The sequence below is a fragment of the Burkholderia sp. NFPP32 genome, from assembly GCF_900119325.1.
In the GTDB taxonomy this organism is placed as follows: domain Bacteria; phylum Pseudomonadota; class Gammaproteobacteria; order Burkholderiales; family Burkholderiaceae; genus Burkholderia; species Burkholderia pyrrocinia_C.
Map to the genome: position 1 here is coordinate 21,286 of NZ_FPJP01000024.1, position 25,545 is coordinate 46,830.

19 protein-coding genes and 2 pseudogenes are annotated in these 25,545 nt (G+C 55.0%); 19 read left to right on the plus strand and 2 right to left on the minus strand.

The genetic code is table 11. From position 1 onward, the window contains the following. The first annotated feature begins 36 nt into the window (after positions 1-36). The 15 genes and pseudogenes from BT264_RS30495 to BT264_RS40195 all read left to right on the plus strand — a co-directional run. Positions 37-2,358 (plus strand): polysaccharide biosynthesis tyrosine autokinase, encoded by a 2,322-nt coding sequence (locus tag BT264_RS30495; RefSeq protein WP_256260739.1) that lies wholly within the window; start codon positions 37-39, stop codon positions 2,356-2,358. 512 nt (positions 2,359-2,870) lie between these two features. Beyond that, positions 2,871-3,932: a dTDP-glucose 4,6-dehydratase gene (gene rfbB, locus BT264_RS30500; RefSeq protein ID WP_072443674.1), complete on the plus strand. Its 1,062-nt coding sequence runs from the start codon at positions 2,871-2,873 to the stop codon at positions 3,930-3,932. A 93-nt stretch (positions 3,933-4,025) separates the two neighbouring features. Further along, on the plus strand, positions 4,026-4,577 hold the full coding sequence (gene rfbC / locus BT264_RS30505; protein WP_072443672.1) for a dTDP-4-dehydrorhamnose 3,5-epimerase: 552 nt from the start codon (positions 4,026-4,028) through the stop codon (positions 4,575-4,577). Between the two features lie 1,111 nt (positions 4,578-5,688). Continuing rightward, the gene (locus tag BT264_RS30510; protein WP_256260740.1) at positions 5,689-7,245 is read left to right on the plus strand and encodes a lipopolysaccharide biosynthesis protein; all 1,557 of its coding nucleotides are present in this window, start codon (positions 5,689-5,691) and stop codon (positions 7,243-7,245) included. A 10-nt stretch (positions 7,246-7,255) separates the two neighbouring features. Then, positions 7,256-8,248: a glycosyltransferase family 2 protein gene (locus BT264_RS30515; RefSeq protein ID WP_072443635.1), complete on the plus strand. Its 993-nt coding sequence runs from the start codon at positions 7,256-7,258 to the stop codon at positions 8,246-8,248. Between the two features lie 275 nt (positions 8,249-8,523). Then, a complete protein-coding gene (locus BT264_RS40395) occupies positions 8,524-8,880 on the plus strand; it encodes an acyltransferase (RefSeq protein ID WP_305729466.1) in 357 nt (118 codons plus the stop codon). Between the two features lie 5 nt (positions 8,881-8,885). Further along, positions 8,886-10,040 carry an NAD-dependent epimerase/dehydratase family protein gene (locus BT264_RS30525; RefSeq protein ID WP_072443669.1) on the plus strand — a complete coding sequence of 385 codons (1,155 nt, stop codon included), beginning with the start codon at positions 8,886-8,888 and terminating at the stop codon, positions 10,038-10,040. 14 nt (positions 10,041-10,054) lie between these two features. Next, complete coding sequence (locus tag BT264_RS30530; protein WP_072443631.1) at positions 10,055-10,972, plus strand: glycosyltransferase family 2 protein; 918 nt, start codon at positions 10,055-10,057, stop codon at positions 10,970-10,972. Positions 10,973-11,144: 172 nt separating this feature from the next. Further along, a complete protein-coding gene (gene rfbA, locus BT264_RS30535; protein ID WP_072443629.1) occupies positions 11,145-12,023 on the plus strand; it encodes a glucose-1-phosphate thymidylyltransferase RfbA in 879 nt (292 codons plus the stop codon). Positions 12,024-12,498: 475 nt separating this feature from the next. Then, on the plus strand, positions 12,499-13,902 hold the full coding sequence (gene wbaP, locus BT264_RS30540) for an undecaprenyl-phosphate galactose phosphotransferase WbaP (RefSeq protein ID WP_309146472.1): 1,404 nt from the start codon (positions 12,499-12,501) through the stop codon (positions 13,900-13,902). A gap of 65 nt (positions 13,903-13,967) precedes the next feature. Beyond that, entirely contained in the window at positions 13,968-14,861 is an 894-nt protein-coding gene (galU, locus tag BT264_RS30545; RefSeq protein ID WP_072443625.1) for a UTP--glucose-1-phosphate uridylyltransferase GalU, read from the plus strand. A gap of 211 nt (positions 14,862-15,072) precedes the next feature. Then, a complete protein-coding gene (locus tag BT264_RS30550) occupies positions 15,073-15,735 on the plus strand; it encodes a hypothetical protein (RefSeq protein ID WP_072443624.1) in 663 nt (220 codons plus the stop codon). An 82-nt stretch (positions 15,736-15,817) separates the two neighbouring features. Then, positions 15,818-15,979, plus strand: coding sequence for a hypothetical protein (locus BT264_RS39380; protein WP_177318424.1), 162 nt, complete (start codon positions 15,818-15,820; stop codon positions 15,977-15,979). Positions 15,980-16,932: 953 nt separating this feature from the next. Further along, complete coding sequence (locus BT264_RS30555) at positions 16,933-17,223, plus strand: H-NS histone family protein (protein WP_072443622.1); 291 nt, start codon at positions 16,933-16,935, stop codon at positions 17,221-17,223. Between the two features lie 104 nt (positions 17,224-17,327). After that, a pseudogene (locus tag BT264_RS40195) lies at positions 17,328-18,096 on the plus strand (DDE-type integrase/transposase/recombinase); the annotation flags it as partial. Positions 18,097-18,394: 298 nt separating this feature from the next. Here the strand turns inward: BT264_RS40195 and BT264_RS40590 are convergent. Next, complete coding sequence (locus BT264_RS40590; protein ID WP_371287123.1) at positions 18,395-18,922, minus strand: PKD domain-containing protein; 528 nt, start codon at positions 18,920-18,922, stop codon at positions 18,395-18,397. Further along, a pseudogene (locus BT264_RS30570) lies at positions 18,911-19,981 on the minus strand (lytic polysaccharide monooxygenase); the annotation flags it as partial. The gene BT264_RS40590 and the pseudogene BT264_RS30570, both read right to left, overlap by 12 nt. A gap of 976 nt (positions 19,982-20,957) precedes the next feature. Here BT264_RS30570 and BT264_RS30575 point away from each other — a divergent pair. The 4 genes from BT264_RS30575 to BT264_RS30590 all read left to right on the plus strand — a co-directional run bounded on the left by BT264_RS30575 (position 20,958) and on the right by BT264_RS30590 (position 25,539). Beyond that, positions 20,958-23,054, plus strand: coding sequence for a PKD domain-containing protein (locus BT264_RS30575; RefSeq protein WP_072443616.1), 2,097 nt, complete (start codon positions 20,958-20,960; stop codon positions 23,052-23,054). Between the two features lie 343 nt (positions 23,055-23,397). Further along, the gene (gene gspG, locus BT264_RS30580; RefSeq protein ID WP_072443614.1) at positions 23,398-23,844 is read left to right on the plus strand and encodes a type II secretion system major pseudopilin GspG; all 447 of its coding nucleotides are present in this window, start codon (positions 23,398-23,400) and stop codon (positions 23,842-23,844) included. Between the two features lie 49 nt (positions 23,845-23,893). Further along, the gene (locus BT264_RS30585; protein ID WP_244137491.1) at positions 23,894-24,358 is read left to right on the plus strand and encodes a lytic transglycosylase domain-containing protein; all 465 of its coding nucleotides are present in this window, start codon (positions 23,894-23,896) and stop codon (positions 24,356-24,358) included. After that, positions 24,355-25,539: a type II secretion system F family protein gene (locus BT264_RS30590; protein ID WP_072443612.1), complete on the plus strand. Its 1,185-nt coding sequence runs from the start codon at positions 24,355-24,357 to the stop codon at positions 25,537-25,539. The genes BT264_RS30585 and BT264_RS30590 overlap by 4 nt, the downstream gene beginning before the upstream one ends. Positions 25,540-25,545 lie beyond the last annotated feature (6 nt).

Here is a 25,545-nt window from a genome sequence, read left to right on the forward strand (position 1 = left end):
CCTTTCAATCGATCAAGGCTTACAGGAACGACTAACGTGAACATTCCGAATATCAACGCCCGGGATTTTGGAGGGTTGCCCGAAGACGCGCCAAATGCACGAGGCGTGATCCGCCTGTTAGGCGACCATTTGTGGACCGTGGCAGGCATTACCCTCGTCGTGGTGATGCTGGCTGGTGCATACGTCTGGCTGGTTTCGCCGGTATATTCATCGAGCGCCGTGATCCGGGTTGATGCTCAGGATCGCAATGCACTCGGCTTCGCGCCTGAAGGGCAACTGGTGCTGGGGCAAAAACCGCCCCGGACCGATGCCGAAATCGGCATGATGCAGAGCCGGAGGGTACTCGACCCCGTGTTGACCCACTATGGATATGACATTACGGTCAAGCCGCACATGGTGCCGCTCCTTGGCGCGATTGCCCGTAAGTTCGCGACACCGGGCGAGCCATCTCGTCCATGGCTCGGGCTCGATTCCTATGCGTGGGGTGGAGAGCGAATCGATATCGATTCGCTGCACGTTCCGGAGAATCTCGAGAACAAGAAGCTCCGCCTGCGCACACTGGAGAACGGGACGTTTGAGCTGCTTGACACCAGTGGCTACGTCCTGCTGAGCGGCAAGGTAGGCGAACGGGTCGAGGCAGGCGGAACATCGATACTGGTCAAACGACTTGACGCACGGGCGCATACTGAGTTCGATGTCGTGGCCTGGAATGGCGTAAACGCGCTGCAGCGGTTTTCAGGCAACCTCAAGATCGTCGAGAAAGGCCGGGAGACCGGTATCGTTCAGATTACCTTCGACAGCAACGATCCTGCAGTGTCCGCCAATGTTGCCAATGCAATCGCGCAGGGCTATGTAGCGGCGACCATTGCGGAGCGCCGGGCAAATGACAGCAAGACGCTTGACTTCATCAACAACGAACTACCTCGATTGCGCGAGGAGCTGCGAGAGGCCGAGACCACGCTGATGGGATATGAGGCTTCTGTCGGCTCGTTGCGGCCTACGGCGGAAGCCCAGTCCTACCTGCAAGGGGGCATCGACATCGAGCGGCAGATCGCCATGCTGCAATTGCAACGCACGCAGATGTTGCAAAATTTCACACCAGGCAGTGCACCGATGCGCAATATCGATCAGCAGCTCGCGCAGTTGAATGCTGCGAAGGCGCAGTTCGATTCCCGCTTTACCCGTATGCCGGCATCAGAACGGACGAATGCGGATTTGAGTCGCAACGCAAAGGTGGCCGAGGCGATCTACATTGCGATGGTGAACAAGGCCGAGGAGTTGACCGTGCGTCGCGCGGGCACGACTGGCGACGTGCATATCGTCGACAGCGCGATTCGTCCGGCTGACCCGGTGTCTCCCGCCATTCCGATCGTCATGGCTGCAAGCGTGGGTATCGGCCTGATGCTTGGCAGCTTGTTCGTATGTGCGCGTAGCCGATACCTGACTGGCGTAACCGATTCAAAATTCATCGAACGAAACATGCGTGTGCCCGTATTAGGATCGATTCTCTTCAGCGCAGAACAGGTGCGGCTGGGGCATACTATGCCTCGTAGACTTACCTTCAAATCAACTGAAGAAGGGAGCCATCGCCAACCGTCGCTGCTGCTTTCCAGCAACCACCGCGTTGGAAGCTCGGGAGAGGAAAGTACATTACCCGCGACGTCGCATTACTTGCTGGCTCGTCTCTTCCCGCATGATACGACCGTTGAAGCTTTGCGTGGTGTTCGTACAGCGTTGCACCTCAACGAAACAGGCAAAGCCGATGACGGCGTTGTCGTATTGACCGGCCCTACGCCCGGAACAGGGAAGAGCTTTATTGCGGCCAATCTTGCCGTACTTGAAGCGGAAACGACAAGACGGGTCTTGCTCGTGGATGCAGACATGCGCTGCGGCAGGCTGGCCTCATTCTTTGGAAAATCGAACTCCGGGGGACTTGCCGAGTTGCTGGCGGGAAGGCTGAATATCGATCAAGCGATCCAGACAGCCGGGATGCCTGGTTTGTCGCTCCTCTCCTGCGGAAAGTATCCGAGCAATCCGTCCGAGCTACTGACGATGCCAGGCTTCAAATCGTTGCTCGAAGAATTCAAGCGGCGCTTCGATCTGGTGATAATAGACACGCCACCGCTTCTTGCTGTGAGCGACGCCGCAATCGTCGCAAACCGTGCGGGCAGGACCGTCCTGGTGCTTCGCTCGGGTACGCAAACGGAAGAAGAAATCGAAGAAACCGTCACCAGACTCGAGCGTGCCGGCGCATGGACAGTCGGTGCCGTCTTTAACGCCGTGCCGCTGCGCCGCAGTGAACGGCGTAACTATGGTTATACGTCCGCATACCTGAATCATAACCAGATAGTGGCTTAGATCAGATCAGGATATGGCCGATGTATTTGAGATTAAATAATATGGTCTGAAATGGATAATGTGCGAAATCGTACAGAGGTGGTGCGGTGGTGATTATCTAATACCCTGGCGCATTAAGTGAAAAGTCTGTGGAAATTTGTCTTGTCGGCTAGCCGGCAAGACAGTGATTTCCTGACGGATAACCAATCGGAAGAACGGACTTGATCCCAATCGGCCCGTTGAATTGCAGGTGGGGCGAGCGGTGAATAAACGTTTCCACGCGCGCAGAGTGCCAGACCCTCCGTTACGAACACACCGATCTTTTCAATATAGCCATTGTTTATTGGCCGTGCATGCCATAAATGGAATGGTGATTGATTAATCTTGGGTGGATTGTATGGTTTGCCTTGCTCGGTGATTGATGATTAAAATTTGTGAGCGATTGGTATATATATACTTTTAATTAAATTGAGGTTGCCTCTTGTGCTGTGAATGGATTTTTGTTGGTGAAGGGGCCCAATCAGGAGTATTTCATGATCTTTGTGACAGGTGGTTCGGGATTTATCGGTTCAAATTTCTTGATCGACTGGGGGCGTGGCACGTCAGAGGCGGTAATGAATATAGACAAACTAACCTACGCAGGGAATCGAGCGGCGGTGAAGAATTTCGGGAAAGTTTCGAAATGTATGTTTATTCACGCCGACATTTGTGACCGAGATGAAATCGATCGAATTTTTGACCGATATCGACCGCGGGCAGTCGTGCATTTTGCTGCCGAAAGCCATGTTGACCGATCGATAACGGCACCGGACGAGTTCGTTCGGACCAATGTTGTTGGTACCTTCACGTTGCTGCAAGCAGCACTGCGATACTGGGTGGGAATGCCGGACGGCGAGAAAACAGCGTTTCGCTTTCTCCACGTCTCCACTGACGAAGTATTTGGGTCTCTGGGGCCGACCGATGCACCGTTTTCGGAAACCTCGCCCTATGCACCGAATAGCCCCTATTCGGCCACCAAAGCGGGCTCCGATCATCTGGTGAGGGCATGGCATCACACGTTCGGTTTGCCAACTTTGATTACACACTGTTCGAACAACTACGGACCGTTCCAGTTCCCGGAAAAGCTGATTCCCTTGCTAATTACGCGAGCGCTTGAGGGGAATGCGTTACCGATATACGGGGACGGAATGAACGTGCGAGACTGGCTTTATGTGGGCGATCATTGCACCGCGATCCGCAAAGTATTAGCGGGAGGTGTACCAGGGGAGACGTACAACATCGGCGGCCGGAATGAGCTCACTAACCTGGACGTCGTGGGAGCACTGTGCGATTTTCTCGACCGCTTTAGGCCGAAGTCGTCCGGTTCATATCGTGACCAGATCAAGATGGTTCCGGACAGGCCCGGCCACGATCGACGCTACGCGATCGATGCAAGCAAAGTGCGGGCGGAACTAGGCTGGGAACCGGCAGAGACGTTTGAAACCGGCTTGGAAAAAACCGTACGCTGGTATCTGGATAACCAGGCGTGGGTTGACGAAGTCTCATTCAGCGAGAAGTCGGACCGAGAGGTGGGTAGTTATGCAAAGCAGGCGTGACCAGGCTGTCGCAAAATGGCGGGAATCGGCAGATCGGGTGCCGGTTTCCTGCCTTCGGAGATCGACCGATGCTTCCGCATGGAGCAAGGCAACATGGCTATCCACGTGACCTCTACAGTACTTCCTGAGGTGAAGATCATCGAACCGACCGTGTTCGATGATGGACGCGGCTTCTTCTTCGAGAGTTTCAATGCGCACGAATTCGAGGAGAGCGTCGCGCAAGGCTTCGAGTTTGTACAGGACAATCATTCGCGCTCGATGCGCGGTGTGCTACGCGGTCTTCATTATCAGATAGTGCGTCCGCAGGGCAAGCTTGTGCGTGTGATCGCGGGGGAGGTCTTCGATGTCGCGGTGGATTTGCGCATCAGTTCTCCGAATTTCGGCAAATGGGTGGGGATCAAACTGAGTGCAAGGAATCATCGTCAGCTCTGGATTCCACCAGGCTTCGCGCATGGGTTCATCGTATTGTCGGTGTCGGCAGAATTCGTCTATAAGGTGACCGATTACTGGTTTCCAGAATATGAAAGGAGCCTCCTGTGGAGCGATCCGAGGGTCAATATTGACTGGCCGCTCGAATATGAGCCCGTACTCGCTGCGAAGGATGCGGAGGGCAAGCGGCTTTTCGAGGCCGAGTGCTATCCATAGATCCAGTGGTTCATGCAAATCAGTCGAAAATGGCATTGTTCCACCGCAGTGCACACCATCGCCGTCTCTTCGCTCGCGGTCGCATAGATCGACGCCATGCTTGCGCAATTACTTCGTCATCTTGACCGCCTGCATATTCCCGACTGCTGCGAATTGGATACGCGACGCAGGCGTGGACGGCCGTGCTGGGGCGCTCCACCGACAGGGCGGATGTCCCCGGCCACTTCATTCGGCTCTTCGTTCACGACAATCAGAATATCGCGGCGACTGCACATCTCTGTTGACAAGTCAAGTCCGAACCTGGTGCGATCAATCCGGAGCGGCATATCGCGTCGGCCGTCGCCCGTTTGCTTGGAGTCAGGAAGGCCTCGCTGCCGGCTTTGCTGACCTGTGGCGTGTCGAAGAACACCCGCGATAACATTGCTCCGAGCGTATAGCTCTCCCAGATCAAGCTGCCCTAGCGCCCGATCGGAAAGGCCTGGATGTCGCGCACACTCATGCCGCGGGTACCTGACGATACGAAGCGATCCTTTGTGTTTTCTGCTTCATCAGCATGCTCCGGATTTAGATTTTTACGGTTTGCGTCGCCCGTAAAACGACGGGCAGGTCCCGGGCTGCGGCACAAACTGTGCACGACCTCGTCAATACGTGTACTTGCTACAACGAGAGGCATCTCTATAGCGTGTTGGATTGTCCTTTGCTTTGCGAGTTCCGACGCATATCGGACGTATCAATCGTCGTGTGAGGTCGTGTCCGGAACGAGGAGGCCCCCGATCGTTGAAAGCAACCTTCACAGCTACCTGCCACCGCCTTCTCTTTTCCCGTCGTGTACCAGGTCCAACAATGAAACCGTGCCGTGCACTGCCGGAGCAGTGTGCGAATCCGTACATTCTCGATGATTTTCCACCACTAAATTGGCTTTGCCCGGTGCGGTTCGATATGCCTTGTGGAGATCGGAAGACCCTGTGCAGGCGGCACAGCTGAGTGTCATGAGTGGGATTGCTGAGCCAGCAACATAATGTCGCGATCAGCTAGGGAGGCTTATTAGATCAGTACGACATATCTGCTACGTCACGCAAGACAGACGTGCGATTTCGCCCAGCAGTGACCGATGATGATGAGCGTATTGGGTCCGCATCGCATCATCCGAACAATCCCGGAATTTCATTCACATACGACGATGCTCAAGCGCAGCCTGATTTCAAATTACGCAGGTCAGATTGTTACTGTAATTCTTGGCATGGTCATGGTGCCGGTATATGTACGACATCTTGGCGTGGAAGCGTACGGCCTGATTGCATTCAATGCAGTATTGCTCGCGTGGGTCCAATTGTTGGATCTGGGTTTGTCGCCTACGTTGTGCCGCGAGCTCGCCCGCGCGGGTAACGATGCAGAAAAAAACGAAGTTCGAGTGCTGTTGCAATCGCTGGAGAAGTTTGTTAGCGCAATATGTGCGCTGCTCATTGTCATGTCTGTTTTAGCGGCGCCGTTTTTCGCGAGCACCTGGTTCAAGGCGAAAGCGATACCTACGCATGAAATCGAGGTGGCATTCGTCATGATGGTGCTGACCGTGTCTGCACGCTGGCTGTCCTCGCTCTACCGCGGCGGAATGGTAGGCATAGACCGTCAAACTTCATTGAACGTGGTCATCATGATATTCGCTGTTATTCGGGCTGTCCTGGTGGTTCCCTTAATTGCTGCGTGGCCGCGCGTGGACGTGTTCTTCTTGTGGCAATTGGGCACAATCGTGGGTGAAGCGCTGACCATGCGCGTTCTGCTTGGCCGGGCGATCGGCGCTCCAATGTTCACCCGAACGTTCTCACGTGACGTTCTTGTGGCTCGGGCGCGACTGTCATTGTCGATCGCGTTCTCGGCGCTGATGTGGGCGACGTCCACGCAGACGGACAAGATCATTCTGTCGAAGATCCTGTCATTGCCCGTGTTCGGTGTTTTCAGTATGGCGACGCTCCTTGCAAGCGGAATTTTGTTGCTCGCCAATCCAATCCAGCAGTCTTTTACTCCCAGATTCACAGCCGATAGTGCACGGGATTCCGGTTTGCTAGTGTCGGGGTATCTTCTCGCCAGCGAAATCATGATGATCATCGTTATTCCTGTTGCGATTCTATTTGCAAGCGTACCAGATCTGGTTTTTGAGCTGTGGTCTCCATCCTTTCCGCCGAATCAGTATGCGCTGCAAATTCTTCAATGCTACGCTCTCGGAAATGGCTGCTCAGCTATCGCTGGTCTGTCCTTTCTTATCCAGTATGCAGACGGAAACTTGTCATTGCATATCAAGGGAAATCTGGGATTCGTCGCGATTCTTGTGCCTGCGGTTCTATTCGGGGCGCTCTATTATGGGGTTCGCGGGGCAGCCTATACATGGCTCACCATAAACTTGTTGCAATTGTTTATCTGGGTCGGCGTTGTACATCGCAGATTTTTGCCCGGTATCAACCCGGTTTGGTACAGGGGACTGGTGACTCGCATTGCGGTGACAGGACTGCTGGGCATTGGGTTTCACTACGCAGTGCCATTCCAGGTATCCCGTATAGCGTTGTTTTTTATCTTGTGCTGCATGTGGTTGTTGATGGTAGCGGCGACGATCATGGTGTCACCAATCTCCCAACGCAAAGCACGTGATCTGGTGGGGCGATTTGCAATGAACTGAGAGGTCGAAGATGAAAGAAATTGTCATTAAATCAGATGATCGTCCAGTCATATCTGTAGTAGTTATGTGCTATAACCTCGAGAGGTACATTGGTGAATGTCTCGAAAGCGTCTTGAGTCAGGAAATCGATGTGCCGTTCGAAATAATCGTTGGTGATGATGGGTCGGCTGACAATTCTGTAAGCGTGATTGAATCGATTCGTTATAAATTTCCAGGCGTCATCACACTCATTACGCACGAACATAACATCGGATACTCCAGAAATCTTGCCGATATCATGGCTCATGCGTCAGGCGAGTACATTGCCACCATAGACGGGGACGATCTGATGCTGCCTGGCAAGCTCGCGCGCCAGTTCGAATTCCTCGAAACACAACGCGAATTCGGCATGGTGGTGCACAGGATGCGGACGGTCGATGCCTTGAACGGCGAGCCTGTTAATTTCCCCTTGGCCCGTGTGAAACCGGCGGTGTTTGATGCGGAATTCCTGATCGAGCACGGACCATTCTTTTTCACCAGCTCGGTAATGTTTCGCGGGGCATTACGACGGCGCCACGCAATCGATCTGGAGCTCAAGGTGGTTGCCGATGTGGCGAACCTTGTGCAGTGTCTCCATGGGAGCCGTGCTGCCTATTTGGATCAGGACCTGGGTGTCTATCGAGTGAATCCGAATGGCTTCACGTCGACGGTGATCCGAAATCCAGCGCGCCACGAAACCAACATTCTGGATCTGATGCGTACCTGCAACATGGCCGAAGCGCTCGGCATGAAACCGGAAATCGTTGACCGGGGCAGGGCGGGTGTCTTTCTGCGCTCGGCGATTCTATACCTAGAGAACGGATTCTACGATCAGTTCGAGCACTGCATTCGGAAGAGTACCGAATTCGCGGACGTCGGTGTAAAGCAACAAGTTTTGTACGCAATGCGCCATCGACCGAAAATTCTCCGTTCACTGTACGCGTTCGCAAAGCAGGTGGCCGGACGTTCGGCGGCGCGCGCATGAGTGTATTAGCCAGAAGTCTCGTGAAGTTTGGAGAATTGCGTTGTATAGATCGGATAAATGCGCTGAAACATGGCTATTTCAGATTGAAGGCGAAGCTGTGGTATTCACATGTGTTTGGGCGGATCGGAAAAGGAAGCGTGATTTTCCAACCGTGCTTGCTGGTAAATGTTCACCACGCTTACCTGGGGGATCGAGTTTTAATTAGGTCGGGTGCAAGAATAGAGATTGTTGTAAGCGATTTATGCATTCCCCCCAGGTTGTCAATCGGAAGCGACGTGAATATCGAGCAGAATGTTCATATCGTGTGCGGCTCTTCGATAGAAATTCAGGACCGCGTAACGATAACTGGAGGTTGCGCGATTGTGGATGTTGAGCACCCCTTCGAAGATATCCAAGATCCCGTACGAATCGGCATGCGCCTGCGTACTCAGGGTAACCGTGTTGTGATCGGTGCAGGTAGTTTTATCGGCTTCAACTCGATTATTTTGCCAAATGTTGTAATCGGGCGTCATTCGATAGTAGGCAGTCATTCCGTTGTAACGCGCGACGTACCCGACTACTGTGTGGTGGCCGGAAATCCGGCACGTGTCATCAGAAGATATTGTCCGAAAACTCAATCCTGGGAGCGATGAACATCATGAAAGTTCTTATTACGGGCGGCGCCGGGTTCATCGGGTCACACCTTGCCAGAAAACTCGCTGACCAGAATGCAACGATTACGGTGCTGGATAATCTTTCGGAACAGATTCATGGCACCGATCCGTACAACAACTCGGCACTGTTCCGGTCGTTGGGAAGTTCGGTACGCGTAATTGAAGGGTCCGTTTGTGACCGTGCTACGCTGGAACGTGCAATGTCTGGTCAGGACGCGATTATCCACCTCGCAGCGGAGACGGGGACGGGCCAGTCGATGTATGAGGTCGGCCACTACATCGATGTGAACGTCGGTGGATCCGGTCTGATGCTGGACATTCTCGTCAAGAACCGAAGTAACACCGTGCGGAAGGTGGTAGTTGCATCGTCACGGGCGATCTACGGAGAAGGAAAGTATCGCTCGCCCGCACTAGGCGTTGTCTATCCCGAGGCCCGTGATGAGAGGGATTTGTTGGCAGGACAATTCGATTATATTTGCCCGATTTCAGGTGAACTATTGGAATGCCTTCCGACAGACGAAGATTCGAAAATTCATCCATCGTCCGTATACGGAATCACGAAGTACGACCAGGAGCTTATGGTGATGACGGTCTGCCGATCAATTGGAATCGGCGCATCTGCTCTCCGATATCAGAATGTCTATGGACCGGGTCAATCACTGTCGAATCCGTATACGGGAATCCTTTCGATATTCTCGACACGCATCAGAAACGGAAACGAAATCAATGTATTCGAAGACGGGAGTGAGAGTCGGGACTTCGTGTACATCGACGATGTTGTCGATGCGACGCAGGCCGCGCTCTTGAATCCGTGCGCGAACGGACGCGTTTTTGGCATCGGATCGGGACAACGTACGGCAGTGATCGACGTCGCACGGAAACTTCGAGAACTGTATCGAAGCAATGTGCCGATCAATGTATCTGGTGCGTTTCGTCTTGGCGATATCCGTCACAATTACGCGGATTTGACGCGGGCGCGAGAGTTTCTTGGATACGAGCCGAAAGTGAGTTTTGATGACGGTATTGCGCGCTTCGCCGCATGGGTTAACGGACAAGATGTGCAGCCGGACAATTATGATAAGAGTATTGTAGAAATGCTGTCAAAAGGCTTGTATCAAGCTAGCCAGGCTGTAGCCTGAATGGAGGTGAAGCGATGGACGAGAAGCGTGTGAAGCCGCTGGTTGGCGTGGTGACAGTACTTTATCAATCCGATGATGTGTTACATGATTTTTTTGAAAGTCTTAAAATGCAGGTCAATGTGGAGATTAAGCTCTACGTGATCGATAATAGTCCAAAAGATAGCGGCAGTGCCATTGCCAGAACGTTAGCCCGCGAGGCAGGGATACCCGCGGAGGTTATATTTAACGATGCGAATGCTGGCGTGGCCCGAGGCAATAATCAGGGCATCGACATGGCCCTCGCAGATGGTTGCGAGTACGTGCTGCTGGCCAACAATGACGTCGATTTTCGCGATCCGAGCACAGTTTCAAATCTGATAAAGCCAATCGATGCTGGTACTGCATTGCTCGCAACCTTCCCGAAGATTCTATATCACGGTACCAACCGGATTTGGTGCGCAGGAGGTACGATTTCCCGCGTGAAGGCAATCACGACGCACATAGGAGACGGTGACGAGGATATCGGGCAGTTCGATGATCCGGGATCATCCGAGTACGCTCCCACATGTTTCATGGCGCTGCATAAAAGCGTCTTCGCCAAAATTGGAATGATGGATGAAAGTTATTTCGTCTATTACGACGATACTGATTTCGTTTGGCGAATGAATCATGCAGGAATTTACCTATATTACGTTCCTTTGTCGCTCGTCGCTCACAAGGTGAGTTTTTCCACTGGTGGCGATGAAAGTCCGTTCAGTCTGTTCTACTGCACACGAAATCGTCTTTACTTCAGCCGCAAGAACCTGAGTTTTCCATATTCTCTGATTGCCCAAGTCTACTCAGTCACGGCAATGCTGGTCAAGTGTGTGCGATTCACCCCGGCCGGCCGAAGGAGCGTGCTGCGTGGCATTGCCGAGGGCATACGTCTTCGCGGTGCGTCAGGCTCGATATGAGCAGTGTTTGTGGCGAGACTCGTAGGTGACGAGCGCGTCAGGGTACAACGGTAGGTTATGTGTGGATCAGTTCGACTTCTTCCTTAGAGAATATCGATCTCCAACGAGCTAGCTTATTCGGAGTCTGGCGCTATATCGTTCTACATTATTTTCAATCTAATTGGTGCAAGCCATGCGTAAAGGAATAATTCTTGCTGGTGGATCAGGGACGCGTCTTTATCCGATCACGTACGCGGTATCCAAGCAGATACTGCCCGTCTACGACAAGCCGATGATCTACTACCCATTGTGCACGTTGATGGTCGCAGGTATTAGAGACGTACTGGTGATTTCGACGCCACGAGATCTGCCTTGTTTCGTTGAATTGCTCGGCGACGGAAGTCGCTGGGGCATGAACTTACAGTATGCGGAACAGCCGTCTCCCGACGGACTCGCGCAGGCATTTATCATTGGGCGGTCGTTCGTCAACGGCGCACCATCCGCGTTGATCCTGGGTGACAACATTTTCTACGGTCACGACCAAGTGACGCAGCTGGATGTCGCCAGTAAGCGGACTGACGGAGCAACCGTATTTGCATACCACGTCCGTGATCCGGAGCGGTACGGCGTTGTCGAATTCGACCCGCATTTCAGGGCCTTGTCTATCGAGGAAAAGCCGGCCGAGCCGCGCTCAAACTATGCAGTGACAGGCCTTTATTTCTACGATCGCCATGTTTGTGACATTGCTGCTGATATTCAACCGTCTGCTCGAGGCGAGCTGGAAATCACCGATGTCAACCTTCGATATCTCCAGCGGGAGAAATTGCATGTTGAAATCATGGGACGTGGCTACGCGTGGTTTGACACAGGAACACATGATTCACTGGCCGATGCGACGAATTTCGTCGCCACAATGCAGAAGCGGCAAGGCCTGATGGTGGCATGTCCCGAAGAAGTGGCTTATCGCAGGAAATGGATCGACGCTGAGCAATTGCAAAGGCTTTCGATGCCATTGGCGAAGAATGCATACGGGAAGTATCTGCGCGACCTGCTTCAAGACGATGTCGCGTAACTGACAGAGCTCACGGTTTGGTCGCTCTTCAGGGCGGGGTGTATCGTCCGACGCTCAGGTTGCACGGGCCACCTGCGGACGTTATAGCATCTTCTGTGCGAATCCGAACCGATCTTGAAAGTAGTTTCAAATAGCATCTCCGATAACGATGTGTCATCTGCCATCGACGCGTGCGATGCTAAAGAGATTTCCGATTAAACAAATGGCGTATCAATTTATGTTATTGCTTGGTAAATGATTTGTCATGCGAAAGTTATATGTACGATGGAGTTTAATTGTGAAGTGGGTGGTGTTGATCTTGTTGTGATGTTTTGCATTGAGAAATTTAATTTGGAGATTGAAATCTGCACTGCGTAACGGAAATTTAATTCTGGTCAGCGGCACCCACATCAACGCGAGGAAGGGCAAAGTGAATTCAACAATTGGTATTGGTAGTCTGTCAGTGCCGCAACTTGAGCTTCGTCCGTTTCCGGCTTTGACCATCAAGGCTGCGTTGGCTGCCGCCGATGTGCTGGGGTTCGCCGTGGCCTTGTTGATCACGACTCGCTTCCTCGGAACTTTCGCAAGCGAACCGCAGATTAGCGTTTGGAAAGCGATTAGTCGACAGCCAATGATGGTTTTTCTGTTGCTCTCGTTCGCCGGAACGGCGTGGTTCTGGTTGAGAGTACGGCATTACAGTTTTCGTCGGCCGTTCTGGCGTGAGCTTAGGGAAGTTTTCGAAACACTCGTGGTCCTCGCCGTTGCTCATCTTGCCTTGACGACATTGACAAAAGGCATGTTCTCGCGGGGCTGGTGGGCGCTGACGTGGAGCAGCGTATTTATTCTCGTTCCGACATTTCGGGCGCTAGCGAAGAAGGTATTGGATCAGGCAAATCTGTGGAAGCGGCCGACGTTGATCGTCGGCTGCGGCGAGGCCGCGCTGGAAGCGAAGCGGGTGATTTCAAGCCAGTCATATCTCGGCGCGGACGTGGTGGCTTATGTCGCGCCAGACGCCAGAACGGATGTGAAGTTTGTAGGGAATGTACCGGTCCTGGCGGGACTTGCGCCGTTCATGCTCAATTCGTTGTCGGGCGCACAGGTTGTGATTGCACTGGAGCCCGATGATCGAGAGCTTCGCAACGCGTGGGTTCGTGAGCTCACGCAAAGTGGGATTCGGGAGGTGACGGTAATGGCACCGATGCGAGGTGTGCCGCTTAGCGGTACGGACGTGTCCTATTTCTTCGGCCATGAAGTGATGATGCTGCGCGTGCAGAACAATCTCGCGCGGTTTTCAGCGAAAGTGCTGAAGAGGATGTTCGACGTAATTGCCGGTGGCTTCCTGATGGTCATGCTGCTCCCCGTATTTGCGCTTCTGACTATATTGGTCGCGAGAGATGGTGGTCCGGCTTTTTACGGTCACACGCGGATCGGCCAGAACGGGAAAAAATTCAAGTGCTTCAAGTTCCGCTCGATGGTGGTTGATGCGGATAAAGTCCTCAGGGAACTGCTCGAGCGCGATCCAGTGGCGCGAGCGGAGTGGGAGAGGGACTTCAAGCTGAAGAATGATGTTCGAATCACGCCGATAGGCACTTTGTTGCGCAAGACCAGCCTTGACGAGTTACCACAACTGTGGAATGTGCTGCGGGGTGACATGAGCCTCGTCGGACCTCGGCCCGTGGTGGAAAAGGAAATTCAACGTTACGGCGACGACGCTGCATATTACCTGTTGGCGAAGCCAGGGATGACCGGGCTCTGGCAAATCAGCGGTCGAAATGACACGGATTATGCAAGGCGTGTTTTTCTTGACGCATGGTATGTACGGAACTGGTCGCTTTGGGGGGATATTGCAATCCTTTTCAAAACGATCGGTGTGGTGTTGCATCGTGATGGTGCCTACTAAGGAATTGCATACTTGTATTGATTAACTGCAGTCGGAAATTTTCAACTGATGTGGGAATACATGCCATGCTGAAAGTCACCAAAGCGGTGTTTCCTGTAGCTGGTCTCGGAACGCGGTTCCTGCCGGCCACCAAGGCAAGTCCGAAGGAAATGCTACCGATCGTAGATAAGCCGTTGATCCAGTATGCGGTCGAAGAGGCGATCGAAGCCGGCATCACCGAAATGATCTTCGTCACGGGGCGTAGCAAGCGTGCTATCGAAGATCATTTTGACAAGTCTTACGAGATCGAGGCTGAACTCGAGGCGCGCAACAAGGAGAAACTGCTGGACGTCGTACGCAATATCAAACCGGCCAACGTGGATTGTTTCTACGTGCGTCAGGCAACGGCACTGGGTCTCGGGCATGCGGTGCTATGTGCGGAAAAGCTAGTGGGTGATAGTCCGTTTGCCGTGATCTTGGCGGACGACCTGCTGCATAGCACGCAACCAGTCGTGAAGCAGCTTATCGATGTGTTCAACCACTACCACAGCTCGGTTGTCGGGGTCGAAACGATCGCACGCGAGGATAGCCGTTCGTACGGCGTCGTCGACGGCCGCATGTGGGGAGACAACGTGATCAAGCTGTCAGATATCGTCGAAAAACCTGCGCCGAATGACGCGCCGTCGAATTTCGGCGTGGTGGGTCGCTACGTACTGATGCCGACGATCTTCCGGCATATTCGCACGTTGAGGCCGGGTGCCGGAGGCGAACTGCAGTTGACCGATGCGTTGCAATCGCTCCTCTCGGAGGAACAGGTGCTTGCATATCGCTACTTCGGCGCGAGGTTCGACTGCGGCAGCAAATTGGGATATCTGAAAGCCACTGTCGAGTTTGCGCTGCGGCATCCGGAGGTAAGGGCGGAATTCGAGGAGTACCTGCAAAACTATCTGCAGGTTCAACCCGCCACTGCTACGCCTTGACGAGGGGAACTCACGCGGAAGTGGAAGGTAACGACGCGCGTCATTGACGACGATCCAAACCGTGCTGACAGACGCGATTCACGCTGCAGAACTCTCTCTATATCTGGTCCGGAAATCCCAAGCGGATCAGCATCGCTCGCTGACTGGAGTTGTTCCGTTATTGTATGGAGCGAGAGTCTGCGCGCATTCCACATCATTCCGCGGAGGTGCCATGCTGAAGATTACGTCAGTGAAGGACGCGAATAACGATCTACTCGTCGACGGTGCGGTTACGTCGACACCGTTGGTTTCGATATCTGGCGCGGCGCCCCAGAACACGAAGTTGGTGGGCATCTACAGTGATGGAAAGACACGGATGGCGGTCGCTCCCGTGTCGGCCACCGGGGATTGGGAAACCAATTTCCGTATTGATGATGTTCGGGAGTATAGGTTGACAGTTGGCAACGCCGGAGTGGGTGACCGGATCCCATCCTCGAAAGCCTGGATGTTGACGGCTACGTACGCGGACGAATCAGACTTGGGAATCTTTATGATACGCGACTTCGCAACAGGGCAGGTCATACCCAACGGCGGGAAGTTGCCCAATCGATCGAAACTCTTGCAGGTGACTGGAAAATATATGCGTTCCCCCATGCAATATGTGAGCGTTAGGACTTCTATACAGTGGACGGGCGTCCCGGATAGAATTGATCGTAACGATTTTGCCATGTCGGGTCCAGAGAGGACATGGGAGACCTTCCACTTTCCGGGGGAGTGGCGGCAGGATGGGAAAATTACGTTCTGGATCGCGGATGGCCGAGCCGAGAAATCGGTCTCTGCACCTGCGTGGTCAGAGCCGTATGTTATCTACTTCGATGGGGTACGAAAAACGTGAACCGCACCGGGAATTGTGGGGTGCTGATGCACTGACCGACAATTCGTAAGCGATATGTCGGCGTAGGTGGTGGCATTGCTGTATGACTGAAGCCTTGGCTGAGAAGGTGCAGGTACTGCTGCGTCGTCAGCTGTCGCCCCAGAGCGACGGCGCGCAAGGCATATTCGGCTGCGTTGTCGTCGATTGCCACGCCGCCGTCATCGACGTGCATAGTGGGCCTTCCACTGGTTCGGCGCGTAGTTGAGGCCTTTGGCGGTATTGTCTTTCTGCGACACCGTACTTAATGTGAGGCGCCGCCAGAACTTGAGGGGATCGAGCGCGGACGCGCCTATTCTTGCCTGACACATCATAGATCGTCGGGGGGCTTGCCGCGAATCGCAACCTTAATTGTATTAGCAGAAACTCGCTCGACTTCGAACTGGAAAGATCGCAATGTGCGGTCGTGTCGCTGGACGCGTTCGACGCCTGCCCGTGGTGCATGAAATGCTGGCCAATCGTTACGCTCTGGCAGCTGGCCTGAGGGACGGGGATTCCTTGCTGCGCGTTCGCGCCGAACGTTCGGAAGATCGTTTATCCCACGAATGCCATTGAGTTGCTGCACGTGCAGCATCGGAAGATCATCAAGGCGTGCTGCCACTTCCCGTCGGCGTGGCCGTGCTCAAGATGACCGGCTCCGGCACGATTGGAAAAGCGCGGCGAGATACAGTGGCGCTACTTTGCCCGGAGCGATTCAGCGACGAGGCCTGAGTCGTAACCGCCTTACATGCGGAATTCCGGTTACGTCCGGGAAGGGTGTCGCACAAGATCGAGAGCAAACTCGTCGACCGGCTCGACTCAACGACCTACTGTCGTCCAAGTAGATCACGGCTGCGTCTCCGAACGGCATCGACAAGGTATGCGCCATTGTGGAATTCAGCCGGTGACCGCGAAGCGGCAACGGGCTCGGCAACTGTCGTTGAGTGGTCGATCGCACGCACTCATTTCGAGCGACGTGCTCACATTCACGAATCATTCCCGAAACCCGGTTGTTCGCTTAGCTGTTCGAACATCCTCAGGCGGATCGAATTTCATTTTGAGCTGGCCCCCACGAGTTCGAATAACCGGACTACAAGCTATCGGGACTTGACTTTTTAGCGGGACCTGTAACGGGGTTGGCCAGCGAGCCCTACTCGCTTTTCACACAACGGAGCCGAGACAATGAAGTCATATCGAGCCTTACTCGCGGAACACACCGCTCTCACTAAACAGATCGACGCCGCCAAGGCGTTGGAACGAAGCGGGGCGATCGAAAAAGTGCGGGCCGTGATCGCGGAATTCGCGATTAAACCGCACGAAGCTTTTCCCCGTTCGGCAAAACGGCGAAAAGTCGTCCGCTACCGGGACCCGAGCACGGGCGCGACTTGGAGCGGGCGCGGTCGCCCGCCGGCGTGGATCGAAGGCAAGGATCGCTCGCAGTTTGAGGTCATTCCAACTGCAGCCCGGCCTTGAATTCTCCCGCAATCACTGGATACATTTACGGCATAGCGGGCGGAGCCACTCTGGACATTGTGAGTGGCCACCGCCAATTGGAGCGGCTCGCTGAAACACCGGACATAGCCTTTCACTTCGGCGTGAACCCGAACCAGCTGTTCCACTGGCGCAAGCTGTACCAGAACGGGAGCCGGTCAGCAGTCAAGGCTGGCTAGGAAGTGGTTCCGGCATCGGAGCTGGCCGATGCGGTCAAGCAGCAGATTTGTGAGCTGCAACGGATGCTCGGCAAAGAACAATGGAGAACGAGATTTTCCGGGAAGCAGTCGAGTACGGTCGAGCAAAAAATCGAGGCAGACCGACGATGAGAGCGTGGTCGAGGAGATCCGCTGGGTCGGCGGCGATTCGCCCAGCTATGGCCATCGACACCGGGTTTGGGGCACGTTGCGCAACGAGCGCGTTGGGGCTGGGCTGGTACCGTTCAATGCCAGCGCATCTACCGCGTCATGCTAACTCACGAGCTGCTGATGCAGCGCCGCACGAATCCGCCTTGGCTACATCGTCGACATGACGGCAAGGTGGTCGTCGCGTGCTGCAATCAGCGATGGTGCTCGGACGGTTTCGAGTTCCGCAGTGCGACTGCGAACCGCTGCGCGTAACGTTTGCGCTGGATTGCTGCGACCGTGAAGCGATGAGCTGGCCATAACAGCAGGCCACGGCGGCGACATCGTGCGCGAAGTGATGTTGGCTGCAGTGGAAAATCGGTTTGGCAACGAACTGCATACCCGGTCCGAAAACGAGTAGCTGACCGACAACGGTTCGGTTTACACGTCCGACGACAAGCGCCGGTTCGCCGTGGCCATTGGCCTGAAGCCATTGACCACGCCGGTGTGCATGCGGAATTTCAGGGTCGACTCCATACTGCGCGCTTCCTTCTATCGCAATCAAATCGACGGACGCTTTGCTGCCTGGCTTCGCCTTTCTGAGCTTGCTCAAAATCCGTCCAATCTCTGACGAAGCTGCGTCATCGGTGCTTTTGCCCCTTTCGGCGACTCAACTTGGTAGCGTGTTTCGCAAGTCGAGCAGTCCTAGCGAATCCCTGTAGGGAAAGCGGTATGGAGATCCAGTCGCACGGTGTAATCGGGTTTTCCCGCCCGTCAGGAATCGAAATGCCGCTTGCCGATATGGGACATTAGCGCCCGGATTCTCCTGGTCCGAGATCAGTCCACGCGTCTTGCCAATTCGACCCAGTGCCTGGTTCATAGTGCGTGGCGGATGCTGTCCAGATGTTGCACCAGCCTGACGCGGGAAATAGCTTGCACTGGTAGATATGGTTATTCTTTGGCTGCAGCACTTTTGTACCGGCCTGGTAGCTGCCAAGGCCTTCTGGGAAGACGTGATCGTATTTCTCCCCACCACCGCCGCCGATAGGCGTGATGGTGATGGATTTTTGGGCCTCGCTCTTCTGTCCTTTGTCGTCGGTCACCGTCAACGTCACCGTTACAGGCGACGGTTGCGTCGGGCCGGCTGTCGCAGTAACGTTTTCCGTGGTTGCCGTGTCAGGCTTGAAGGACGGGATGGTCCAGATGTACGTCAGTTTTTCACCTTGCGATCCTTGAGCGGAGAACTGGGTCGGGCTGTGTTCCACAACCGACTCCGGTGCTGTGATATGCGCACTAGGTTTTCCAGGTTCAGGTATATCGCCAATAACGATACCCATCGCTAAACTGTAACCTGCTTTCAACCATACCTTGTTGGCAGATACATCGGACGGGTCATAGTGAATCGTGTCGCCGGACCGTACGCCGATTGTCACGTAGTTAGCGTGCTGCCGATTTAGCAAATCCGCAAGTTCCTTCGCCCAGATCTGTACGCCGGCATTTTCCGCAGTGATCCGATGATAGACGTCGACGACTTCAAGTCCCCTCGCGCTGCCACCCATCACACGGAAGCGGACCTGCTGGTTTGGCTGTGGCGCAAAGCCTCTTTCGACGTAGCTCCCTCTCTCGATCCACGGGAACCCTGGATTACCTTCGTCAGCAGCGATTGTCACATCACTGCAGTTGAAAAAGCCTTCATTGCCGCTATCCTTGCGTTGCCAGTAACTGAGGATGACGGCGTCGCCTGTCCGGCCCGGTGGAAGACTGACATTAAGCTTATAAAAGGTCTGGATCGTGCCAGGCAGATGCCCGGCTCCGTTTGCGGGCACGGGGGGCGATGCATCTTCGTCGTAAATCTTTTCCAAGTCTTCCCAACGGAGCGGCGATTGTGCCGAGTTATAGTAAGGTTTGCTGATGAAGATGCGCATGCGTGCCGGATTATGGGCCTGGGAATTTTCCCAGATTAATTCGATATGCCCATTCTTGGGGATAATCCTCGTCTTTCTCCAGGTCGTTGGTGTGTCGAGCCCTCGATTTCTTTCGTCGCCGCCTGCACACAAACGTCCGTCGGGAACCGCCCTCCTGACGTCCTCCATACTGTTACCCTGGTTGTTTGGGTTGGCCGAGATCTCGTTCCATTGTTGGAAGGGCCAATATAATTTGCCCCCTGCCTCATATGCCGCGCGGCAATCGTTTTGTGGCACGTCCGCTGGGTTGCCGTTCCCGAAGCCCCCTTCCAAGTAGCACTGATACTGACGCGCGATCGGGAAGCCGACCGCGCCATGCGCGGCCGCTTCCTGAAGCGGTGCGATCGCAGTGCCGGTGGCCGTGATGAAGGAAAGCCAGAAGGCAGCGCGTGTCTTAGGAAACGGGCGATAACGAATAGCACCGAAAATGATTGATTTCACGCCATCTTCTCCTTAAATAAAATCGGCTAGCGCATCGAGAAAGACGCTGCCCACATGATAATTACGCAAACGCAATTGAGAGCGGGAAAGTTGAATAAATATCGGTTCGATCGCGAACCCAATGACAGCTAGTCTGCAAGAGCATAAAATGCATATGGTTAAGCCGCGGCCTTGCCCCTTCATCTTGTTGCTCCACTACTGACTCATTTCGTCATAGCGGTTCATGCCGTTAGCCTCGATGCTTCTTCCGTCATCATCTTCGATGATTTGTGCTTTTTCGACTTCAACGTCATGAAACTATAGTCACGTTTCCCCAAAAAAACAAACAAGTCAGATCGAGGTTGCTTGATGATCATGTAGATTGTTTTGGGCTTCGGTGAGGTCACTCTAATCGAATTATTCGAAGTGAATGTGCGAAACCGCACATAACTGTTTGGGTGCACCTGATGTCATGTACGGCATGAGGGGGTACGGCATTGTGTGAATAGAGGGTTTGTAACCAAGCATGAGACTTCATGGTGGCGAGCGTGACGGATTTGGTTTGCTTTCCGTCAGAGAATTTCTACAATGAGAACGTAAATCGGCTGGAATACAAAAAAGCTTGCGGAGGCGGCGAATGAGGAGTGAATGCGATTAAGTTCCAGCGGGTCAGAATAGAAGATCGCGCGAAAACTTAGCGGGCAGGCAATTGGCTGGAATGGGGCCGTTGCTCGAAAATGATGGGAGACTTGCTTGCTCTCGACGTTTAAGTGGATCGGGTGCGTGCGAACGTATGATTAACGTAATCGCTGTCACTGCACAACAAACCGGCCTACTGCCGGCGGTGCAACTAATCTGTATTGTGGATTTACCCTCGATTTAACTCGCATGGTATTGCGATTTTGCCGCTGCATTCGTCTTAATTGCCCATGCCATAGGTTGCGCGATGTTTCGACAAGATTGCAGTCGTGTTCGTGGGGGGGAGGCGATGTGCTTGCTTGCAACTGACGTGAGTGGTTTGTTTTGGCGCTGGTTCATCGCGCTCGGCAGTGCGCTCCTAGTTGCGGCCTGTCACAGCGGTCTTGGAAATACTTCGGCTGCCGCGTACGTCCCACCGACGGCACAGATCATCGCAATTAGTCCGCCATCACCGGAAGCAGGGCAGACCATATCCTTCAGTGGAACCGGATCTGGCAGTCACGTCCGCCTAGCGTGGGATTTTGGGGACGGTACTTCCGCCCAAGGCGGACAGGTTAGTCACGTTTATATGACAGGCGGGACGTTTCCCGTGACGCTGACGGTGATCGACGACCATGGGGCGAAGGCGAGCGCCAGTTCGAACGTCGTCATCGCTGCGACATCGCCGCCGGAACCGTCTGCGCCTCCGTCGACACCGCTCATCCTGACTGCCCGGGTCCCACCTGAAGTGGGTGCTCAATTCGGATTCAGGGCGTCGTCAACCGACCCCAACGGGGCACCGCTTGTCTATACCTGGACCTTTGGCGATGGTGGCACGGCGGTCGGAGCGCAGACCAGCCACGTCTTTGTCGCGGTGGGCACGTACCAGATTCAGGTTACCGCGACTAACCCTTCTGGCGCCAGCGCAACGGCGAGCACCCAGATAACGACGATGAATGCACCGGTCGTACCACCGCTGAATCCGGGGATTGTGGCGCCCCCTGAGGTCCGGCTGAACACGGCGTACACGTATTCAGGGACTGCCGAGTCGACCAACGGACTGGCGCTGAGCTATATGTGGAATTTTGGCGACGGCTCGGCGCCGGTCACTGGGCAGACGGTCAATCACACCTACACTGGTGCAGCGAGCGTGCACCAAATCACCCTGACTGTCACGGACGCTGCTGCCAACAGCGCGAGTGCCACCGCGCAGGTGACAGTGTTGGCCCCTCAGCCGCCGCATGGCGTTATCGTGCAAGGACCTCAGGAGCTCAAGCTCGGGGAATCGGCAGGATTCTCTGCGACGTTCGAGAACCCGGAAGGCAATCCAGTGACTTATGAGTGGAATTTCGGTGATGGTGCAACCAGCGTCGATTTCGCACCGTCGCATTCCTACATTGCCGCGGGCTCATACGTGGTCAGCCTGACGGTGACTGACACGTTGACCGGCAGCGCCACCGGCTCGATGACATTGGTCGTCGCGGATCGGGATCCGCTCGAGGATCTGGTCTGTGCGAATCCTGAATTTGCGGGCACTGGCTGGTGTCTCGCGCCAGTATTGCCGGTGAAGACAGCGCTAAATGCGATCTCGTTCGCTAGCGCGAACAGTGGCTGGATCGTGGGGCAGGACGGTGCGATTATCCATTCCACCGATGGCGGCATTAATTGGGCTGTGCAGTTCTTGGCGTCCGCACCAGTCCTCAGTGTCTCGGCGGTCGATGACGCTCACGCGTGGGCTCTCGTCGGCAACGGTAACGTCCTGCAAACTGGTGACGGTGGCCAGACGTGGCGCAGTATAGCCAGCGGCTCAACTTTCGGACTAACCGCCTTGAAGTTCACTGACCTGCTCCACGGCTGGGCAGTCGGTCAGGGTAACGGCATCGTCGCGACGTTGGACGGCGGTCAGACGTGGACGCAGCAGAATCGCGACACGAGCCAGCCGGCGCTGCGTGCGCTCGACTTTGCCGATGTGAACCATGGCTGGGCCGTGGATGACGGGGGAAAGATTCTCGCCACCACCGACGGCGGTCAGACCTGGAACGTGCAATACCAGACTGCGACGACGGTCGCGCTGAAGAGCGTGTCGTTCAGCGACACCGAGCACGGTTGGGTTGCCGGCGCACGCACGGTTCTGATGACGACCGATGGCGGCCAGACGTGGACGAGTGTGAGTAATCCAGCCGCCGAAACGATCAACGCGATCAAGTTTATCAACGAGTATACGGGCTGGATCGTCACGGAGATCGGTCTAATCTATCGCACGACGGATGCAGGCACCACGTGGCAGGCGCAGAACGTGCCGGCCCAGACTACGGGTCTGCCTTCGATGGATGCGTTGAACGCGAACTATGCATGGATCGTGTCGGCGGGCGGCGCGTTGCTGGTTACTCATACGGGCGGGCAATGAACGGCTAGGAGATGCCACAGCGAGTCGGTGCGAGCCGCATAGAGCATGTCGCGACGTTTCATCGGAAGTGGCGACGCTGATTGGTGGCTACTCGCGCGAGCCATTCTCATGTGGAGCGCTGGCGCAGTATCGTGCGAAGCCGACTACGGACCTCGCGCTTTGACCAGCAGTTACGAACGGCTGACGTTAAGCATCGGAAATAATTCACCGGGCTCGAATTCCCCCCCTGTTGTATATGTCCGCTACGAACGACCAAGTGGTGTAGCGGTATGGAAAAAGAGTCCGGGTCGAGTGAACTGGTCAGAGAGAACGGGGCGCCGGCTGAACTCCTCAAGGAGGCAATATGGAATTGATATGGAGGGGGGGGCGACGGCGTCTGGGCCGAGGCATCAGTGGGTTCACCTTGCTTGAATTGCTGGTGGTCCTGTTGATCATCGCGGTACTGGCGGGCTATGTTGGTCCGAAGCTTTTCTCGCAGGTCGACAAGGCCAAGGTCAAGGCGGCACAAGGACAGATGAAAACACTCGCCGACGCTGCCAACCAGTTTCGTCTGGACGTCGGGCGCTTTCCGACGCAACAGGAAGGATTGGATGCCCTGGTCATCAAACCGTCCGGCGCAAACGGATGGCATGGACCCTATCTGAGCAGGGAGGTGCCAATGGATCCATGGGGCCATCCGTACGTCTGGAGGAATCCGGGCGAGTCGCACGAAGTGGAGATCGTTTCACTCGGCAGCGATGCAAAACCGGGGGGAGCGGGCTATGCCGCAGATATTGTCTACGGCTTTTGACGCACGAAGCTTGCGACAGGTCCTGAGCGCCGCATGCGGGTGGCTGAGTGTGTCGCTACTGCTCTTGCCACTGCAGGCGCATGCGTATTGCTGGCAGGTTGCGGCCGACCGGTATCAGATTGATCCGCTGTTGCTGTACGCAATCGCCAGGGTGGAGTCCAACTTCAATCCTCGGGCGTACAACTTCAATCGAGACGGCAGTCGCGACATCGGGCTGATGCAGGTCAACAGTATTCACCTACCGCAACTTGCGCGGTTCGGCATCCTTGAAGCGCAACTGATTGAGCCGTGCACTTCGGTAATTGTTGGCGCGTGGGTTCTGGCTGCCGCGGTGCGGCGGTTCGGTTACACGTGGCAGGCCGTAGGTGCGTACAACGCGGGCTATGCCGCCGACCGGGACAGTTTGCGCGAACGCTACGCGATGAAAGTCTGGCGCTACTACGGTCAATTGTGCGAACAGCGCCGACGTCAGTCGAATGCCAGGGCAGTACCTGATGGGCGGGCGGCACAATGAGCGAATTCGACGTCAGGATTATTCGCGGCGGTCGTCTGCAACGGCTACGGCTGGAGGCGGCGGATCTCGATAGCGCTCGACGTCTCGCATTGGCCGATGGCGGCAAGTTAGTGTCGCTGCATGCGGCTGGCCGTCTCATTCCGGCTAAGCGCAAAGGCAAGTTTGCGCTCGGATTGTTCATCCAGGAGTTGACTGTATTGCTTGATGCAGGACTGGTACTGGTCGAGTCAATCGAGACGCTGCGTGACAAAGCCCCACAAGGCGGGACGCGCAAAGTGCTCGATGACCTGCTGCAAGCGATGTATCAGGGGCAGGCGTTTTCGAAAGCAATGGCATTGCGTCCGGATGTATTTCCGCCGCTGCTGGTCGCGACTGCCGAGTCATCCGAGCACAGCGGCCAGCTCGGGATCGCACTGAAGCGTTATCACCATTACGAAGCGCACCTGGACACTGTGCGCAAGCGCCTCACGAGCGCGTTGATCTATCCTGTGGTGGTCGTCGCCATCGGCGGTCTGATCCTGCTGTTCCTGCTGTTCTTCGTCATTCCGCGCTTCGCGTCGGTTTTCGACTCGATTGGCGAGTTGCCAGTTGCGGCGCGCTTTATGGTCTGGTGGGGTGGGTTGGTTCGTGTGCATGGGATGTTGCTTGGCGGCGCGATTGCCGGCACGTTCATTGGGCTGTTCGTGCTTTTGCGTACGCACTGGGTCCGACGTCGCCTTATGATGGTTTTCTGGCGTATTCCACGTCTGTCGGAAATCCGTGAGCTGTTTGTGCTGGCGCGTTTTTACCGTACGCTGGGCATGCTTTTGTCCGGCGGCATGTCGATCATTGCATCGCTGCAGATGATCGGTGGTCTGCTGCCAGAAGAGAGGCGCTCTGACCTGGCTGCGGCGATGACTGGGATCAAGGCGGGCAGGCTGCTTTCTGGAGCGCTGACGCTTCATCATTTGACGACGCCAGTCGCGGAGCGCCTGCTGCGCGTGGGCGAACAGAGCGGTGAGCTACCGGCAATGTGCGAGCGGATCGCGCAGTTTCATGACGAGGCCCTCACCCGCTCGCTTGACCTGTTCAGCAAGGTATTTGAGCCGATACTGATGCTAGTCGTCGGCGGACTGGTTGGCCTGATCGTATTTCTGCTGTACATGCCGATCTTCGAACTTGCCGGCAGCATCCAGGGGTGATGGCTT